15 protein-coding genes are annotated in these 16908 nt (G+C 62.2%); 9 read left to right on the forward strand and 6 right to left on the reverse strand.

Translation table 11 applies throughout. The features are described from left to right. Positions 1-32 precede the first annotated feature (32 nt). Positions 33-2456 carry a glycerol-3-phosphate 1-O-acyltransferase PlsB gene (gene plsB / locus OKC41_RS19535; protein ID WP_010672443.1) on the reverse strand — a complete coding sequence of 808 codons (2424 nt, stop codon included), beginning with the start codon at positions 2454-2456 and terminating at the stop codon, positions 33-35. A gap of 204 nt (positions 2457-2660) precedes the next feature. Here plsB and lexA point away from each other — a divergent pair, with 204 nt between their 5' ends. The 4 genes from lexA (at position 2661) to dinF (ending at position 6129) form a co-directional block, all read left to right on the forward strand. Beyond that, a complete protein-coding gene (gene lexA / locus OKC41_RS19540; RefSeq protein WP_010672444.1) occupies positions 2661-3287 on the forward strand; it encodes a transcriptional repressor LexA in 627 nt (208 codons plus the stop codon). A 431-nt stretch (positions 3288-3718) separates the two neighbouring features. Next, positions 3719-3928 carry a hypothetical protein gene (locus OKC41_RS19545; RefSeq protein ID WP_080560358.1) on the forward strand — a complete coding sequence of 70 codons (210 nt, stop codon included), beginning with the start codon at positions 3719-3721 and terminating at the stop codon, positions 3926-3928. Positions 3929-4117: 189 nt separating this feature from the next. Further along, entirely contained in the window at positions 4118-4744 is a 627-nt protein-coding gene (locus OKC41_RS19550; protein ID WP_045522510.1) for an SCO family protein, read from the forward strand. Between the two features lie 14 nt (positions 4745-4758). Beyond that, positions 4759-6129, forward strand: coding sequence for an MATE family efflux transporter DinF (gene dinF, locus OKC41_RS19555; RefSeq protein WP_270672293.1), 1371 nt, complete (start codon positions 4759-4761; stop codon positions 6127-6129). Between the two features lie 31 nt (positions 6130-6160). Here the strand turns inward: dinF and trmL are convergent, their stop codons facing one another. From trmL to OKC41_RS19570, 3 genes are all read right to left on the reverse strand, one after another. Further along, complete coding sequence (gene trmL, locus OKC41_RS19560) at positions 6161-6625, reverse strand: tRNA (uridine(34)/cytosine(34)/5-carboxymethylaminomethyluridine(34)-2'-O)-methyltransferase TrmL (RefSeq protein ID WP_039041146.1); 465 nt, start codon at positions 6623-6625, stop codon at positions 6161-6163. 70 nt (positions 6626-6695) lie between these two features. Further along, on the reverse strand, positions 6696-8051 hold the full coding sequence (locus OKC41_RS19565; RefSeq protein ID WP_039041147.1) for an ATP-binding protein: 1356 nt from the start codon (positions 8049-8051) through the stop codon (positions 6696-6698). Next, on the reverse strand, positions 8048-8743 hold the full coding sequence (locus OKC41_RS19570) for a response regulator (RefSeq protein WP_010672450.1): 696 nt from the start codon (positions 8741-8743) through the stop codon (positions 8048-8050). Before OKC41_RS19570 ends, OKC41_RS19565 begins: the two co-directional genes overlap by 4 nt. 87 nt (positions 8744-8830) lie before the next feature. On the opposite strand from OKC41_RS19570, the gene OKC41_RS19575 reads away from it, so the two are divergent. The 4 genes from OKC41_RS19575 to OKC41_RS19590 all read left to right on the forward strand — a co-directional run bounded on the left by OKC41_RS19575 (position 8831) and on the right by OKC41_RS19590 (position 12263). After that, a complete protein-coding gene (locus tag OKC41_RS19575; protein ID WP_043155671.1) occupies positions 8831-9742 on the forward strand; it encodes a cation diffusion facilitator family transporter in 912 nt (303 codons plus the stop codon). Between the two features lie 8 nt (positions 9743-9750). Further along, positions 9751-10530, forward strand: a complete 780-nt coding sequence (gene cysE / locus OKC41_RS19580; RefSeq protein ID WP_010672452.1) for a serine O-acetyltransferase — start codon at positions 9751-9753, stop codon at positions 10528-10530. A gap of 21 nt (positions 10531-10551) precedes the next feature. Then, positions 10552-11832, forward strand: coding sequence for a hypothetical protein (locus tag OKC41_RS19585; RefSeq protein ID WP_210557162.1), 1281 nt, complete (start codon positions 10552-10554; stop codon positions 11830-11832). A gap of 221 nt (positions 11833-12053) precedes the next feature. Then, positions 12054-12263 (forward strand): cell division protein ZapB, encoded by a 210-nt coding sequence (locus OKC41_RS19590; protein WP_010672454.1) that lies wholly within the window; start codon positions 12054-12056, stop codon positions 12261-12263. A 72-nt stretch (positions 12264-12335) separates the two neighbouring features. On the opposite strand, the gene elbB is transcribed toward OKC41_RS19590, so the two are convergent. After that, entirely contained in the window at positions 12336-12986 is a 651-nt protein-coding gene (gene elbB, locus OKC41_RS19595; RefSeq protein ID WP_042878992.1) for an isoprenoid biosynthesis glyoxalase ElbB, read from the reverse strand. 401 nt (positions 12987-13387) lie between these two features. Here elbB and polA point away from each other — a divergent pair, with 401 nt between their 5' ends. Next, positions 13388-16138, forward strand: a complete 2751-nt coding sequence (gene polA, locus OKC41_RS19600; protein ID WP_201895271.1) for a DNA polymerase I — start codon at positions 13388-13390, stop codon at positions 16136-16138. Between the two features lie 77 nt (positions 16139-16215). On the opposite strand, the gene OKC41_RS19605 is transcribed toward polA, so the two are convergent. Continuing rightward, on the reverse strand, positions 16216-16755 hold the full coding sequence (locus tag OKC41_RS19605) for a gamma carbonic anhydrase family protein (RefSeq protein ID WP_201895270.1): 540 nt from the start codon (positions 16753-16755) through the stop codon (positions 16216-16218). Positions 16756-16908: the final 153 nt, after the last annotated feature.

Consider the following 16908-nt stretch of genomic DNA (forward strand, 5'->3'; position numbering starts at 1 on the left):
ATGATGCGGCCTTTTTGTTGGGTGTCGACGCCTCAGAGCCGGTTGCCCGCCTGGATGGTGCGGCGGATCTTGTTGCTAAGCAGCGGCACTATGTTGTCGGCCAATGCCTGGAAGCGGCCGAGATCCGGTTTGCAGCCCGGATCCAGATAACCTTCGCTGCGCAGGGTGTGGATCAGGGTGCTGAACAGCTTCTGGTCGAAGAACTCGGGGGCGTTGATGCCGTGCAGGGTGCCGAGGCGTTCCGCCATCATCAGGCCGTCCGCTTCCAGCTGCTCCGCCTCGATGTGGGGCTGGGCCAGCATGCGGGTCAGCACGATGGCGTAGCGTTGCAGGGTCTCCTGGATGCTTTCGGCCAAGAGCAGCAGGCGCATCTGGTTGCCGGGGTTGACCCAGTAGCCGCCGTCGCGGGCCTCGACCAGTTGCTGGCGCAACAGCTCGGCCAGCAGGGCATCGATCAGCTCCGGCAGCTCGTCCTCTTCATAGCGCAGGAAGAGTTCGGTCTTGAGCAGGGGGTAGATGTCGACACAGCGGGCGACGATCTCGCTGCGGGAGATCCCCTCGCACCGCTCGATCAGGGCCGCCACCAGGGAGGGCATGGCGAACAGGTGCAGTATGTTGTTGCGGTAGTAGGTGAGCAGGATCGCCTGATAGCGGTCCAGGCTGATGATCTGGCCCAGCTTGTCCTCGCTCACCTCGAACTTGTTGAGCTCCATCGCCTGCTCCAGCAGGGTCCTGGCGTCCTCGTCCGGCATGGTGCTGTGCGGGCTGTAGGGAACCTGCTTGAGCAGGTCCAGATAGGTGTTGAGCTGGGCCTGGAGTTCGTCCCGGGTCAAGGCGTGGCGCTCGGCGGCCAGCAGGGCCAGGGCACTCAGGGTCAGGCCGTTGACGGCGGCGGCATCGTTGATACGGGTCATCAGCAGCTCGGCCAGCTGATTGACGGTGGAGGCCATCCACTCGGGACGCTCCTCCCGGCCGATGCTCTCCTTCCAGGTGGGCACATGTTCGCCGAGGTAGCTGTTGAGGGTCAGCGGCTCGCCGAAGTTGACGAAGCCACGGCCGTAGTTGCGCAGCTTGCGCAGTATGCCTAGCACCTGCAGGAAGCTCTCCTTCTCCTTGCGGCTCCCCTTGAGCTCGTTGTGGTAGGTGTTCACCTCCATCACGTGCTCGTAACCCAGATAGACGGGCACCAGGGTGACCGGCCTGTCCAGCCCGCGCATCATGGCCTGCAGCGTCATCGCCAGCATGCCGGTCTTGGGGGGCAGCAGGCGACCGGTACGCGAACGCCCACCCTCGGTGAAAAACTCCACCGAGTAGCCCTTGGCGAACAGCAGGTTGAGGTACTCCCGGAATACCGTGCTGTAGAGCGGATTGCCCTTGAAGGTGCGGCGGATGAAGAAGGCGCCGCCGTGGCGGAAGATGGGGCCCGCCGGCCAGAAGTTGAGGTTGATGCCCGCCGCGATGTGGGGCGGCACCATGCCCTGGTGGTAGATGACGTAGGAGAGCAGCAGGTAATCCATGTGGCTGCGATGGCAGGGGACGTAGACGATCTCGTGCCCTTCCTGGGCCAGCTGACGCACCTGCTCTGCTCCGTTGACCGAGAGGCCGCGATAGAGCTTGTTCCACAGCCAGCCGAGGAAACTCTCCCCGAGGCGGATCAACCGATAGGAGAAATTGGAGGCGATCTCGTCCATGTAGCCGTGGGCACGCTTTTGCGCCTTCTCCAGGCTGATCCCTTCCCGTCTGGCCTCCTCCTCGATGGCCTGCTGGATCACGCTGGAATCCAGCAACTGCTTGAACAGCAGGTTGCGGTTCGGCAACTTGGGTCCGGTGGCGGCCAGCTGCTGGCGGCTGAAGTGGGTGCGGGCCACCCGCGCCAGCTTGTGGGCGATGGCCTCGTCGGTGCCGTGCTTGTCCGCCATGTAGCGCAGGGAGAGGGGCGGGGAGAAGCGCACCAGGTTCTCGCGCCCTTTCAGGATCACGATCAGCGCCTTCTTCAGGCGGTTTGGCGCCAGGCTGCTGATGATGTTCCAGCCGGAGGCCTCCTCGCCTTCCCGGCCCGGTGCGCGGCCCCAGAACAGGGTGACGGGTACTACCTGGATGTCCAGCGCCGGATCCTGCTTGTGCAGGTCCAGCAACTGGTGGAACTCCTGCAGGAAGGGGAGTGGCTTGTTGCGCGTGCCGAACAGGGGGGGCGGACGATCCAGACAGACGTAGCGTGGCAGCAGTTGACCGTTCAGTTCCAGCGGCGTGAAGGGGCCGGGCAGGCCGAGATCCTCGCAGCACTGTTGCAGGGTCATCAGGTCGGTGATCGAGCTGGTCTTCAGGGCATAGACGATGGGTCTGGCCGGATCCAGCTTGAGCTCGGTGATGGGGTTTTCCGGCAGGCTCTTGTGATTGACCAAGCCGCTGACCGGCCATTGCAGGATGGCTCTGGAAATCTTCTGTCCAAGGGACATGTGCGTCTGCTCTCCAAAAAAATGCGGCGTGAGCATAGCAAATCACCGACTGCTTGTCGCCGAGAGGTACGATGAGTCGGTACTTCAGAGCGGGGGGAGGGGCAAATGTGCGTCGGGTCGCGACAAATGCCAGTTGCGCCTTGCCTTGGCCCCAGCACTGTATATACTGCCAGTGTGCTGTATAAAAAGACAGGTGCCCATGCTATGAAACCCCTTACCCCTCGCCAGGCTGAAGTACTCGAGCTCATCAAGGCGAACATGAACGAGACCGGCATGCCGCCGACTCGCGCCGAGATTGCCCAGAAGCTTGGCTTCAAGTCGGCCAACGCGGCCGAAGAACATCTGAAGGCCCTGGCCAAAAAAGGGGTCATCGAGATCATGCCGGGCACGTCCCGCGGCATTCGTCTGCTGCTCGAAGAAGAGGACGTGCAGCCTGAAGAAAACGGCCTGCCACTGATCGGCAAGGTGGCGGCCGGGGAACCCATCCTGGCCCAGGAACACATCGAGAGCCATTACCAGGTGGATCCCGCCCTGTTCCACCCGCGGGCAGATTTCCTGCTGCGGGTGCAGGGCATGAGCATGAAGAACATCGGCATCATGGACGGGGACCTGCTGGCGGTACACAAGACCCAGGAGGTACGCAACGGCCAGGTCGTGGTGGCACGTCTGGACGAGGACGTCACCGTCAAGCGCTTCCAGCGCAAGGGCAGCCAGGTATGGCTGCTGCCGGAAAACGAAGAGCTCTCCCCCATCGAGGTGGATCTCGCCAGTCAGCACCTCACCATAGAGGGCCTGGCGGTCGGCGTGATCCGCAACGCCGACTGGATGTAAGCATCCGATGCGATGAAGAGGCCTCCTGCGGGAGGCCTCTTCATTTTCATCTGCCGATGGCATCTCCCTCCCCACCTTTTCGCTTCTCCTTCCTGTGCACATAGTCTCGCCGCACGACATGCATTTCGGATATATCCTTTGATAAGGCCCCTGTCATGGTCGGTGATCAGGGAAGGGGGAGTCGCACCGGGCAGTACGCCATGGCAGGGATGCATGATCGCCGGGTCGGTGCGCATAAGGGAGAGTCGCCTCAGACTGGGGACTCGTACAGTCAGTACGCTGCCGTGGTTGGTTCGTCGTTGGGGACAAAGAGACCCGTCAGCGTGACCTGTTGAGCAAGGAGGACAGGTATGGCTTCAAGCTCGCCGTGGGATCCGGTGCCGGCCGCAGCGCCCGCATCTTCCATCACCCGATTCATCAAGGGCAGTCGGATGACATGGTTCTATGCGCTCTGGGTCTATCACAAGGGAGATGGTTGGACCATCTGGCTTGGGTGCCCCAAAGACAAGATTGTCCGCCTGGTTCGTCTGTTTCGCCGTCATCACGACATCGGATTGCCGGATGAGCCCTGGACTGCCCCCGTCATCCCGCTGCGCGTCCCCCTGAGACGTGCCCAGCCGCAGCACAGGCTGCGGCCCTGATCCCTCTCCTGTACAAACAAGAGCCCCGCCAGAGCGGGGCTCTTGTTTTGGCGCCGATGCGGCTTATCCATGGCACAGACGCTTTCCCGCCGGGATGCAAGACTAGCCATCGGCGGGGGCAGGCGGGTTACAATGACCCCTACCGGTTTTGCCCCCTGGGCTTCTAACATAAGCAAGGCTTTGTTTTATATGGTTAAACCACGCTTTTACCTGCTGCTGTTGCTGTTCATCGGCGCCATTGCGGCGGCTTATTACTGGAGTCAGCCCGCGGTGCCGGAACAGGCCGATTACTACCCGGCGGGGCGAGACATCAACCCGTTTACCCTCACGGATGCGGATGCACAGCCCTTTACCCCTGCCAACCTGACGGGACACTGGAGCTTTCTGTTCATCGGCTACACCTACTGCCCGGATGTCTGTCCGACCACGCTGGCGGATCTGCGCAGCGTCTATCCGGCGTTGAAGAAGATAGCCCCCACTAGCCAGGTGGTATTCATCTCGGCGGATCCCCAGCGGGATGACAGCGCCCGCCTGAAGAGCTATACCGCCTTCTTCGAGCCCGAGTTCAAGGCGGCGACCGCACCTCACAGTGCCCTCTTTCCTCTGGTCCGCAATCTGGGGCTGGTCTATTCCATCGTGGAAGGGGATCGCAAGGACTACCTGATCGACCACTCCGCCTCCATCGTGCTGATCAACCCCGAGGGGAAGCTGGTGGCCACCTTCCGACCCAAAGTGGCACCGGGTGAGGTGCCCCACGTGGACATGCAGGCCATGGTGGCCGACTTCGCGCGCATCGTGCGGCTGGCTGGCGAGTGAGCCCGGCGCGCACCATGCTGATTCCCGCCTGGCTGAAGGATCCTCGCCGCCACAGAGCCGTCTTCGCCCTGGCCCTGCCCATGGTGTTCTCCAACGTCACCACGCCCTTGCTGGGGCTGGTGGACACCTGGGTGATCGGTCATCTTGGCCAGGCCTGGTTTCTCGGCGGCGTCTCGGTCGGTGCGACCTTCATCAATCTGCTGTTCTGGTTGCTTGGCTTCCTGCGCATGTCCACCACAGGGCTGACCGCCCAGGCTCAAGGTGCAGCCCATGCCGAAGGGCAGCTCGACACCCTGGCGCGGGCCCTGGGCTTGGCGATAGGACTGGGCATGGCGCTGTTGCTCCTGTTGTTGCCGTTCCTGCCGGCCATCATCGCCCTCGGTGGCGGCTCTTCCGAGGTACAGACCTATGCCGGTCAATATGTGTCGGTGCGGGTCTGGAGCGCTCCGGCGGCCTTGTGCAATCTGGTCATCATGGGGTGGTTGCTGGGCATGCAGGATGCACGCAGTCCCATGCTGCTGCTGATCCTGGGCAATCTCGTCAACATGGTGCTGGATGCCTGGTTCGTGCTGGGATTGGGCTGGCAGGTGAAAGGGGTGGCCGCAGCGTCCCTGCTGGCGGATTACAGCACGCTCGGGGTGGGGTTCTGGCTGGTGAGCCGGCATCTGCGCCGACTTGATCCCGGGGTGTGGCACAACGCCTGGCAGCGCTGGCGCCAGTGGCCGGCCCTGCTGCGGCTGCTCGCCCTGAACCGGGATATTTTCATCCGCTCCCTGTGCCTGCAACTCTGCTTCGTGTTCATGACTCTGCAGGGGGCCAGGCTGGGGGATGTGGCGGTGGCCGCCAATGCGGTGCTGCTCAATTTCCTGATGCTGATTTCCTACGGGCTGGATGGATTTGCCTATGCGGTGGAAGCCATGGTAGGGCGCGCCATCGGGCGGCGCGATCGGCCGCTGCTGCGAGAGGCCATCGTCCTCAATCTGGGCTGGGCGCTGCTGATCGCCCTGGCATTCACCCTCTCGTTTGCCCTGGGGGGCCACAGGCTCATCCGCCACATTACCGACATACCGGCGGTGATCGCCGAGGCGCAACGTCAGCTCCCCTGGCTGGTGGCCATGCCGCTGCTGGCGGTCTGGTGCTTCCTGCTGGACGGGGTCTTTATCGGCGCCACTCGGGCCCGGGAGATGCGCAACAGCATGCTGGTGGCGGTGTTTGCCGGCTTCTTTCCCATCTGGTGGTTCTGCCAGGGATGGGGTGTGGCGGCCCTGTGGGCCGCCATGAGTGCCTTGATGGCCGGTCGTGGCCTGACGCTGGGCTGGCTCTGCTGGCGACTGGAGCGTGATGGACGGCTGCTGGCGGGGCAGGAGACGGCGCAGTCAGTCTGAATCCTGGCCGTCTTGCCAATATCGTCAGCGGTCAGAGCGAGCCTGAATAGTCGAACTGCCGCCAGCTCTCGTAGACGAACACCGCGACGGCGTTGGCCAGATTCATGCTGCGGCTCTGGGGCAGCATGGGAATGCGCAGCCGCTGCTCGAATGGCAGGCTCTCGATGATCTCCATGGGCAGGCCTCGGCTCTCGGGCCCGAACAGCAGGGCGTCACCGGGGGCAAACCGGGCCGCCGAGTGGGCGGTGCGTCCCTTGGTGGTGCAGGCAAAGACCCGTTGGGGGGCGACGGCCGCCAGAAACGCCTCATAGTCAGGCCAGCGCTTGACGTCGGCAAACTCGTGATAGTCGAGCCCGGCCCGCTTGACCCGCTTGTCATCCCACTCGAACCCCAGGGGCTCTATCAGGTGCAGCCGGTAGCCGGTATTGGCGCAGAGGCGAATGATGTTGCCGGTGTTGGGGGGGATTTCCGGTTGGTAGAGCACGATATCGAGCATGGAAGGATCCTGGGCTGGTGCGAAACGGGCGCCAGCATACCCAGCACCCGTGTCGATGAAAAGGGGGAGGTCAGGGCATGGGCAGGCGGATGGTGATGACCAGTCCGGTCGGCTGATTGCTGCTGGCCCGGATGGTCCCCCCATGACGCTGGATCGCCTCGGCGGCGATGGCAAGGCCGAGACCAGTGCCCCCGGTCTTGGCGTTGCGGGCATCGTCCACCCGAAAGAAGGGCAGGAACAACCGGGGCTGCTGCTCCACCGGCACGCCAGGGCCGTCATCCCGTATGGTCATCACCCATTCCCGTCCCTCCCGGTACCAGTCCACCTTGATGAACTCGCGGGCATACTTGAGGGCGTTGCGCAGCGGGTTTTCCAGGGCGCGGGCCAACAGTTCCGGCCACATGGTGAGGGATTCGGCGGGCAGGGAAGGGAGCCTGAGCTGTTTGCCGTTCTGGTTTGCCTCGAACATGGCGTCGTCCAGGATGGGCTCCAGCAGCTCCGCCAGGGGCAGCGTCACTGGCGCCTCCACATGTTGCTGCACCCGCGACAGATCCAGCAGATCCCCTATCAGCTTGTCGAGCCGGGCTATCTCCCCTTCGATGCGCGCCAGCTCGGCGCTGTCCCCCTGCTTGCGGCGGATCAGCGCCTGTGCGAGCTGGATGCGGGTCAGGGGGCTGCGCAGCTCGTGGGAGATGTCGGAGAGCAACTGCTTCTGCTTCTGGATCATGTCCTTGAGGGTGTCGACCATGCGACTGACATGTTCGGCCAGCTGGCCTATCTCGTCGCGCCGCCCCAGGTTGGGGATCTGTATTTCCAGGTTGCCCTGGGCGAGTTGGGAGACCGACTGCTGCAACTGCAGTATGGGGCGGGTCAGGCGCCAGGCGAGCAACAGACAGAGCGGGGTGCTGACCAGCATGGCGATGCCCAGGATCTGGATGGGGTGATCCAGGATCTGGATGAAGAGGAACAGGTAGGAGTTTTCGACGTTCAGACCGAAATAGACGTGATAGGTCTGGCCGTGATGGACCATCTGGAAGGGGCCGGCGATGGCGCGCTGGTGTTCGCTGCCCAGCATGGGCTTGGCCGGGTTGTCCGAGTCGAGCATGAAACGGATCACGAACTTGCTCAGCCGGGTGCTGGACTGCATCTGCCCCTTGGCATCGCGTAGATAGATGTTGTCCACCGGCAAGAGGCCCGCGGCATCGATGGCCTTGGCCAGATCGAAATCCTGCTCGGGATCCGCGCCCCGTTGCAGCGCCGCCAGGTTGTTGTTGAGACGGGTGATCTCGTGGGCCGGCAGCGGGATGATGTTGCGGGGGTCCAGGGTGGGGAGGATTACCACCGCGGCCACGACCAGCAGCAGGATGAACCAGAACCAGAGGAAGATCTGGGTGGAAAGGCCGTTGAAGGTGCGGGCCGATTTCATGCCTGCTCCAGCCACAAGTAGCCTCGTCCCCGCACTGTCTTGAAGCGGGGCTGGCCGTCGGCCCGCTCCGGCAGCTTCTTGCGCAGGTTGCTCAGGTGCATGTCGATGGCCCGATCGAAGGGTTCGAGCTTCTTGCCCAGCACCTGCTCGGAGAGCAGGCCCTTGCTGACGATCTGGCCCGGATTGCGCAGCAGGCACTCCAGCAGGCCGAACTCGGTGGCGGTGAGTTCCAGCAACTGATCGTCGCAGCGAGCCTGTTGCAGGCCGGGCTGCAGCACCAGATCCATGAAGCGCACCTCTTCCGAGCTACCGCCGCGCTGGGGAGCCTGGCTCTGGGTTCGACGCAGGATGGCGCGCACCCGGGCCAGCAGCTCCCTGTCGTCGAACGGCTTGGCGAGATAGTCGTCGGCACCGGCCTCCAGCCCGTTGACCCGATCCTGGCTGTCGCCACGGGCGGTCAGCATCAACACCGGGGTGTCGTGGGTCTTGCGCAGCCGGGTCAGCATCGCGAAACCGTTGAGTCTGGGCATCATGACGTCCAGCAGCACCAGGTCGAAAGCCTGTTCTGCCAGTCGCTGCAATCCCTCTTCCCCATCCTCGGCGACGGTGACCTCAAACCCCTCCAGGGTCAGGATTTCGGTGAGCAGCTGGGTCAGTTCGAGATCGTCGTCGACCAGGAGTATTTTGTTCATCTGGGAGTCACTCTGTTGATTTTGCACGCCAAACTGACGTCCGGGTCAGGGTATAATAAGTTTTTACGCGTCGGAGGAAAGCCGGTTTTGAGCCACCAACACTATTCCCGCTGGGTCACCCTGGCCAGCATGGCCGCTGTGACCACCGCCACCCTGCTCATCCTGGGCAAACTGATCGCCTGGCTGATGACGGATTCATCCAGCCTGCTGGCATCCCTGACCGATTCCTTCATGGACATCAGCGCCTCTCTCATCAATCTGCTGGCCATCCGTTATGCGCTGGCCCCTGCCGACGAAGAGCATCGTTTCGGCCACGGCAAGGCGGAGTCCCTGGCGGGTCTGGTGCAGTCGGCCTTCATCTCGGGATCCGCCCTGCTGCTGGTGATGCACGGCATCTCGTCGATGCTGAATCAGGTGCCCGTGGTGCGCCTGGAGGCGGGGATCTGGGTCAGTGTCGGCTCCATCGTGCTGACCCTGCTGCTGGTGAGCTTCCAGGGCTTTGTCATCCGCAAGACCAACAGTGTGGCCATCAAGGCCGACATGCTGCACTACCGTTCCGACCTGCTGCTCAATGGCGGCGTGCTGGTGGCACTGGTGCTGGCGGGGCAGGGGTGGTACTGGGCCGACGGCCTGTTTGCCATTCTGATCGGTCTGTTCCTGGTGTGGGGGGCCGTCCATATCGGTTACGAATCGGTGCAGGCCCTGCTCGATCGTCAGTTGCCAGAGGAGGAACAAGCGAGAATAATGGCCCTCTGCTGTGCCGTAGAGGGGGTGCATGGCGTACATGACCTGCGTACCCGCCAATCCGGGCCGACCCGTTTCGTGCAGTTGCATCTGGAACTCGATGATCAACTGCCTCTGGTCAGGGCCCATCAGATAGCCGACGAGGCTGAACTGGCCGTCCGCCAGGCCTTCGAGCGGATGGATGTGATCATTCACATGGACCCCATCTCGGTGCTGACAAAAGAACGACAAAGCACTCACCCTGAACAACAGTAGGCTGCAACATGGATGATCTGGTTGCCAGAACCTGGCAAAAAATTCAGCAGGAAGCGCAGAGCATGGCGGCCCAGGAGCCCATGCTGGCCAGCTTCTTTCATTCCACCATTCTCAATCACCGGGATTTGCGCTCGGCGCTGAGCTTCCAGCTCGCCAACAAGCTCGACAGCACCACCATGCCTGCCATCGCCTTGCGGGAAGTGATCGAGCTGGCCCTGCGCAGCGAGCCCGAGCTGCTGGCCGCAGTGGCCGCCGACATCTGCGCGGTGCAGGATCGCGACCCGGCGGTCGACCTCTTCTCCACCCCGCTGCTCTACCTCAAGGGATTCCATGCTCTTCAGGGGTATCGGGTGGCCAACTGGCTGTGGCGTCAGGGACGCCGTGCCCTGGCGCTCTATCTGCAAAACCAGATCTCCGTGGTGTTCGGCGTGGATGTACACCCGGCCGCCCGCATCGGCAAGGGCATCATGTTTGACCATGCCACCGGTATCGTGGTCGGGGAAACCGCCGTCATCGAGAACGACGTCTCCATCCTGCAGAGTGTGACTCTGGGAGGGACCGGCAAGGAGAGTGGTGATCGCCACCCCAAAATCCGGGAAGGGGTGATGATAGGGGCGGGGGCCAAGGTCCTCGGCAACATCGAGGTGGGCGTCGGCGCCAAGATCGGTGCCGGCAGCGTGGTGATCAACCCGGTGCCGCCTCACACCACGGTCGCTGGCGTGCCCGCCAGGATTGTGGGCCGCCCCGAGTGCGACAAACCTTCCCTGGACATGGATCAGTGCCTCTGATCCCCTGACCGAGGCCGTTGTATGGTCAAGCGCTGGTCAGGCTTTCTGATCCTGGGGATGTGGCTGCTCAACCTGCTGCACCTTTATCTGGACTTCTCCCCCTGGCCCGCCGCCATCGCGGCCTGGGCCGCCTCCCTGCTCACCTGGCCCTGGCTGGTGGGGGCCGCACGGCGTCAGGCGCTGGCCCTCTACGGCGCGGCGCTCCTGCTGCTGCTCTTTTCCTGGTGGCGAGGGGCCAGCCTCAGCCCAGGTGACTGGCTCTTGCCGAACATCAACATGCTGACCATGTTTGCCGCAGTGAGCACCCTCAATCTGGCTACCTCCGGCCTCTTGACCGGCACCGCCTCCTGGTCCGGTCGCAAGGGGCTGTGGAGCACCATGGCCAGCCTCAATCTGCTGGGGGCCGTCATCAATCTTTCGGTGCTCTTCATCATCGGCGATCGGCTGGAGCGCAACGGGACGCTGGAGCGGCGTCAGGTCATGGTGCTGAGCCGGATCTTCTGTGCGGCTGCGTTTTGGTCCCCCTTCTTCGTCGCCATGGCGGTGGCCCTCACCTATGCACCGGGTCTGCAACTGGGCAGCATACTGCCTTTTGGCATACTGGCGGCCTTGCTGGCCATGGGGCTGACAGCCTGGCAGGTAGAGCGGCTCGGCGTGGAGACCTTTGAAGGTTATCCGCTGCGGCTCCAGACCCTGGGGCTACCGGTGACCCTGGCACTGCTGGTGCTGGTGATCCACCGTTTCTGGCCCGGACTCAGCATTCTGGCGGTGATCGCCCTGGTGGCGCCCTTGCTGGCCTTGCTGTTCATGCCGCAAGCGGGGCGAGGGGCAGCTCTCAAGCGCCAGGTGGTGGAGCGCTTCCCGGCCATCGGTGGCCAGCTTGTGCTGTTTCTGGGGGCCGGCCTGCTGGCGGCTGGCATCAACAGCGCGCTGTCAGTACTGGACTTTGGCAGTGGCCACGGCCTGCCGCTGTTCAACCACTTCGGCTGGCTGGAAGCCTGCCTGACCCTGCTGCTGATCTTCCTGGTGGCCATAGTGGGCGTGCATCCTCTCATCAGCATCTCGGGGGTGGCGCCGCTGCTCTGGCCGCTGGCACCGGATCCCAGCCTGCTTGGCATGTGCTTCCTCATGGGGTGGGGGCTGGCGACCGGGACGAGCCCGCTCTCCGGCTCCAATCTGGCGCTGGCGTCCCGCTACAACCTGAGCGCCGGGCTGCTGCTGCGCTGGAACCTGCTCTACGGCCTGCTGATGTACGCCGTGGCCTGTCTGATGATGGGGAGCTTCATCGCCTTGCATGGCTGATGACGGCATCGGCAGGAGGGCGGGTTATGCCACGGCGGACGCCCGGGATCGAGGTTCCTGCTGCCTGCGAGAAAAACCGACGCATATTTAAGCAATACCGGGCCGCAGGGCGCATTTTGCAACGTGCTGGCTTGTTTGTGCCGAGCGCATCAGGGTATGCTGGCGCCACGCGCTTGAATCGCCCTCTGTGGGGCATCGCAATTGAACATACAGGTATGCATATGTCACTAGAAGTCCTTGAGCAACTCGAATCCAAAGTACAATCCGCCGTCGACAACATCTCCTTGCTGAAGATGGAGCTGGACGAGCTGAAAGAGCAGAACAGCAAGCTGCAAGACGAGAACCACCAACTGCGCAACGAGCACGTTGCCTGGCAAGAGCGTCTGCGTGCCCTGCTGGGCAAGATGGACCAGATGGGCGATGCCATCTGATCCTGTCGCTGCTGACCGGAATGAAAGCGGGCCGCTCCTTGAGCGGCCCGCTTGTTTTGGTCTGCCGGGCAATCAGAGTGCCAGCAGCTGTTTGACGGTCTTCTCGATGCCGTCCGCCGCCTCCACAATATTGTTGGCCAGCATGTAGGCAGGAGTGGAGATGACCTTGCGCTCCTGATCCACCACGAACTCGCTCACCGGGCAGTCGAGATGACTGCCACCCATGGCTTCGATGGCGTTGGCGGCGCCCTCGTCGTTGCCAATGGTGGCCAGGGTGCCTGCCCCATAGATGAGCGGGATCATGGCCGGTGCGATGCAGATGTAGGCGGCCGGTTTGCCGGCTCTGGCAAAGCTCTGGCAAGCCTTCAGCACATCCGGCTGGATGCGGCACTCTGCGCCCTTGATGGCGAAGTCACACAGGTTTTTGGCGGCGCCAAAGCCGCCCGGCACCAGCAGGGCGTCGAAGTCGGCTGCATCCAGTTCAGCCACATCCCTGATCTGGCCGCGGCAGATGCGGGCCGCCTCGACCAGCACGTTGCGGCTCTCTCCCTCGCTGACCTCGCCGGTCAGGTGATTGATGACATGAAGCTGAGGGACATTGGGGGCGAAGCATTGAACGGATGCTCCCTGACGGGCCAGCGCCAGCAGACTGATGACGGCCTCGTGGATTTCGGCGCCGTCAAACACGCCACAACCACTCAAGATCACGGCCACTTTTTTCATGACAGACTCCTCGTTGTTGAAAATGTGAGCCAGGGTAGATTGTTGTACTTTTGTATGGTTATCGTTCGACCTCCGCTGGTCAAGTCATCTCCCTGTGCTAGGATTGTTTCGTTTTGGATCCTGCCTCAGCACCCCTCTTGAATTTTTTTCCACATTGATCGAGATCATGATGCGTGCGTCATGTTGAGTTTTCATGATCTCAATATATTGTTTTAAAAGATATTTTTTGTTTTAATCCACAGATTTGTCACGGTCGTGATGCAATGGTGCCATTTTTGAGCACAGAGTTATCCACAGCAATATGCCCCACCGGTGCGCCGGGGTGATGGTGGGAGTCCCCTTGGTGTGGTGCGGGCCCTGTGGCATCCTAGCGGCTGTTTATTCTTGGCAGGACGATTTTCATGGCCTCTAGCAATCCTCTTATTCTGGTCGACGGATCTTCATATCTTTACCGCGCCTTCTTTGCCTCGCAGCAGGCCGATCTGCGCACCTCGACCGGCTTGCCTAGCGGCGCCGTCCGTGTCATGGCCAACATGATGCGCAGCCTTCGCAAGCAGTACCCCGACTGCCACGTGGCCGTGGTGTTCGACGCCAAGGGCAAGACCTTCCGCGACGACATCTATCCCGAATACAAGGCAACACGCGCCAGCATGCCGGACGATCTGCGCAGCCAGGTCGCCCCTATTCACCAGATGATCAAGGCAATGGGTTTCCCCTTCCTGATGGTCGAAGGGGTGGAGGCTGACGACGTGATCGGCACCCTGGCCCGTCAGGCGACCGAGAAACAGTTGCCTGTGCTCATCAGCACCGGCGACAAGGACATGGCGCAGCTGGTCTCCGACCATGTCACCCTGATCGACACCATGAAGGATGTGAAGACCGATCGGGAAGGGGTGATCGAGAAGTTCGGCGTACCGCCCGAGCTCATCATCGATTACCTGGCGCTGATGGGGGACAAGGTGGACAACATTCCCGGCATGACCGGTGTCGGCGAGAAGACCGCACTGGCCCTGTTGCAGGGGATAGGCAGCATCGACGAGATTGCCGCCAACCTCGACAAGGTGGCGGCGCTCGGCTTCCGCGGCTCCAAGGCGTTTGCCGACAAGTTCCGCGAGCAGGAAGAGCAGGTGCGCCTCTCCTATGTGCTGGCCACCATCAAGACCGACGTGGCGCTGGAGCAGAGTCTGGAAGAGCTGCAGCTTGGCCCCATCGACAAAGAGGCCCTGCTGGCGGTCTATCGCGAGTATGAGCTGCGCAACCTGATCAAAGAACTGGAGTCTGGTGGCGAGGAGAGCGAAGCCGCAGGTGATGAGGAAGGCGCCGCCCCGGCAGCCGCCATCGAAACCGACTATCGCTGCATCCTGGATGAGGCCGAATTCGATGAGTGGCTGGCACGGTTGCAGGCGGCGCCGCTGTTTGCCTTCGACACCGAGACCACCAGTCTCGACTATATGGAGGCGCGGGTCGTTGGCGTCTCCTTTGCCATCGAACCGGGCAAGGCGGCTTATGTGCCCTTCGGCCACGACTATCTGGGGGCGCCGGTGCAGCTGACCGAGGCCGTGGTACTCGGCAAGCTCAAACCGCTGCTGGAAGATCCGACCCGTCTCAAGGTGGGGCAGAACCTCAAGTACGATCGCAACGTACTGCTCAACCACGGCATCGAGCTGCAGGGTATCGCCTACGACACCATGCTCGAGTCCTATGTGCTCAACTCTACCGCCAGCCGCCACGACATGGATTCCCTGGCTCGCAGATATCTGAACGTCGAGACCATCTCGTTCGAGGACATTGCTGGCAAGGGGGTCAAGCAGCTCACCTTCAACCAGATCGAACTGGAGCAGGCGGCTCCTTACGCGGCGGAAGATGCCGACATCACCCTGCGTCTGCATCAGGCGCTGTGGGGCAAGCTCTCTGCCGAGCCGGGCCTTGCCAAGGTATTCAGCGAGATCGAATTGCCGCTGCTGCCGGTGCTGGCGCGGATGGAGCGACTCGGTACCACCATCGAGCCCAAGCTGCTGCATCAGCAGAGCCAGGAGATCGAAGTGCGTCTGGCAGAGCTGGAGAAGCAGGCCCACGAGCTGGCCGGGCAGGAGTTCAATCTCTCCTCGCCCAAGCAGCTGGGTGAAATCCTCTTCACCAAGCTGGGGCTGCCGATCATCAAAAAGACCCCCAAGGGAGCGCCATCCACTGCGGAAGAGGTGCTGGCCGAGCTGGCGGAGACCTATGAGCTGCCGCAACTGCTGATGGAGCACCGTGGGCTGGCCAAGCTCAAGTCCACCTACACCGACAAGCTGCCGCTGATGATCAAGCCGCAGACCGGGCGGGTGCACACCTCCTATCATCAGGCGGTGGCGGCGACCGGTCGGCTCTCGTCCACCGATCCCAACCTGCAGAACATCCCGGTACGCAACGAACAGGGGCGCCGTATTCGGCAGGCCTTCATTCCGTGCGCCGGTTACAAGCTGGTGGCGGCGGATTACTCCCAGATCGAGCTGCGCATCATGGCCCACCTCTCCGGTGACAAGGGGTTGCTGACCGCCTTCGCCGAGGGCAAGGACATCCACAAGGCGACCGCCGCCGAGGTGTTCGGGGTCGCGCTCGATGCGGTGACCAGCGACATGCGCCGCAGCGCCAAGGCGATCAACTTTGGTCTCATCTATGGCATGAGCGCCTTCGGTCTGGCCAAGCAGCTGGGTATCGGTCGCGCCGAAGCGCAGAAGTACATGGATCTCTACTTCGAGCGCTACCCGGGGGTGCTGGAGTACATGGAGCGCACTCGCCAGCAGGCGGAGGCCCAGGGTTATGTCGAAACCCTGTTTGGTCGCCGCCTCTATCTGCCGGACATCAAGTCCCGTAACGCCGGTCTGCGTAAAGCTGCCGAACGGGCCGCCATCAACGCACCTATGCAGGGTACGGCCGCCGACATCATCAAGCGCGCCATGATCAACGTGGATGACTGGATCCGTGGGATTGAAGACGAGTCGATCCGCATGCTGATGCAGGTGCACGATGAACTGGTGTTCGAGATCCGCGAAGAGAAGCTGGAGGAGTACATCGCCCTCATCAAGGAGAAGATGTCGGGTGCGGCCGAACTGGATGTGCCGCTGGTGGTGGAAGCGGGCACCGGTGACAACTGGGATCAGGCCCACTGATCCTGCCTGATGGTCACATAGCTATATAAGAAGAGAAGCCCGGCATCATGCCGGGCTTCCTGTTTGTGGCTGCAGGGTCAGGCCTCTTGCAGGTATTCATCCTTGAGCAGCACATAGTTGTCGGCCGAGATTTTGAGGAAGGCGATCTCGGCCGGCTTGAGAGGGCGGGCCTGCTTGACGGGATTGCCCATATAAAGAAAGCCGGCCTCGAGCCGCTTGCCCGGTGGCACCAGGCTGCCCGCCCCGATCATCACATCGTCTTCAACGATCACCCCATCCAGCAGGATGGCACCCATGCCGACCAGCACCCGGTCGCCTATGGTGCAACCGTGCAGCATGGCTTTATGACCGACCGTGACATCCTCACCTATCAGCAGCGGATAGCCGCCGGGGTTGCTGGCACTCTTGCGGGTCAGGTGCAGCACTGTGCCGTCCTGAATGTTGCTGCGGGCACCGATGCGGATATGGTTGACGTCCCCTCTGGCGGCCACCATGGGCCAGATGCTGGCATCGTCACCCAGCTGGATATCCCCCACCAGGGTGGCACAGGGATCTACATATACCCGTTTGCCCAGTTGCGGGCATTTTCCCTTGTAAGGTCTCAGTCGCAAGTCCATCTTGGCCTCCTTGTTTTCGGCCATTCTAGCAAGATGACACAGGTTTCTGTGGATAAGTTTGTATAAAAGCTGTGCCTGGATATGAATAACTAAAAAAGTGCCGATTTTTGCAATTTTATTGCAGAGGAGGGGTTGCCAGAACGAATTCGCTCC

The organism is Aeromonas sp. QDB17, assembly GCF_027705305.1.
Classification (GTDB): domain Bacteria; phylum Pseudomonadota; class Gammaproteobacteria; order Enterobacterales; family Aeromonadaceae; genus Aeromonas; species Aeromonas caviae.

What these genes read in the sequence shown, in the direction of transcription:
- trmL (WP_039041146.1), bottom strand. Translation starts at nt 6,625, where the DNA reads ATGCTCGATATCGTGCTCTACCAACCGGAAATCCCCCCCAACACCGGC.
- OKC41_RS19590 (WP_010672454.1), top strand. Translation starts at nt 12,054, where the DNA reads ATGTCACTAGAAGTCCTTGAGCAACTCGAATCCAAAGTACAATCCGCC.
- OKC41_RS19570 (WP_010672450.1), bottom strand. Translation starts at nt 8,743, where the DNA reads ATGAACAAAATACTCCTGGTCGACGACGATCTCGAACTGACCCAGCTG.
- OKC41_RS19605 (WP_201895270.1), bottom strand. Translation starts at nt 16,755, where the DNA reads ATGGACTTGCGACTGAGACCTTACAAGGGAAAATGCCCGCAACTGGGC.
- elbB (WP_042878992.1), bottom strand. Translation starts at nt 12,986, where the DNA reads ATGAAAAAAGTGGCCGTGATCTTGAGTGGTTGTGGCGTGTTTGACGGC.
- OKC41_RS19545 (WP_080560358.1), top strand. Translation starts at nt 3,719, where the DNA reads ATGACATGGTTCTATGCGCTCTGGGTCTATCACAAGGGAGATGGTTGG.
- OKC41_RS19565 (WP_039041147.1), bottom strand. Translation starts at nt 8,051, where the DNA reads ATGAAATCGGCCCGCACCTTCAACGGCCTTTCCACCCAGATCTTCCTC.
- plsB (WP_010672443.1), bottom strand. Translation starts at nt 2,456, where the DNA reads ATGTCCCTTGGACAGAAGATTTCCAGAGCCATCCTGCAATGGCCGGTC.
- OKC41_RS19585 (WP_210557162.1), top strand. Translation starts at nt 10,552, where the DNA reads ATGGTCAAGCGCTGGTCAGGCTTTCTGATCCTGGGGATGTGGCTGCTC.
- lexA (WP_010672444.1), top strand. Translation starts at nt 2,661, where the DNA reads ATGAAACCCCTTACCCCTCGCCAGGCTGAAGTACTCGAGCTCATCAAG.
- OKC41_RS19550 (WP_045522510.1), top strand. Translation starts at nt 4,118, where the DNA reads ATGGTTAAACCACGCTTTTACCTGCTGCTGTTGCTGTTCATCGGCGCC.
- dinF (WP_270672293.1), top strand. Translation starts at nt 4,759, where the DNA reads ATGCTGATTCCCGCCTGGCTGAAGGATCCTCGCCGCCACAGAGCCGTC.
- cysE (WP_010672452.1), top strand. Translation starts at nt 9,751, where the DNA reads ATGGATGATCTGGTTGCCAGAACCTGGCAAAAAATTCAGCAGGAAGCG.
- polA (WP_201895271.1), top strand. Translation starts at nt 13,388, where the DNA reads ATGGCCTCTAGCAATCCTCTTATTCTGGTCGACGGATCTTCATATCTT.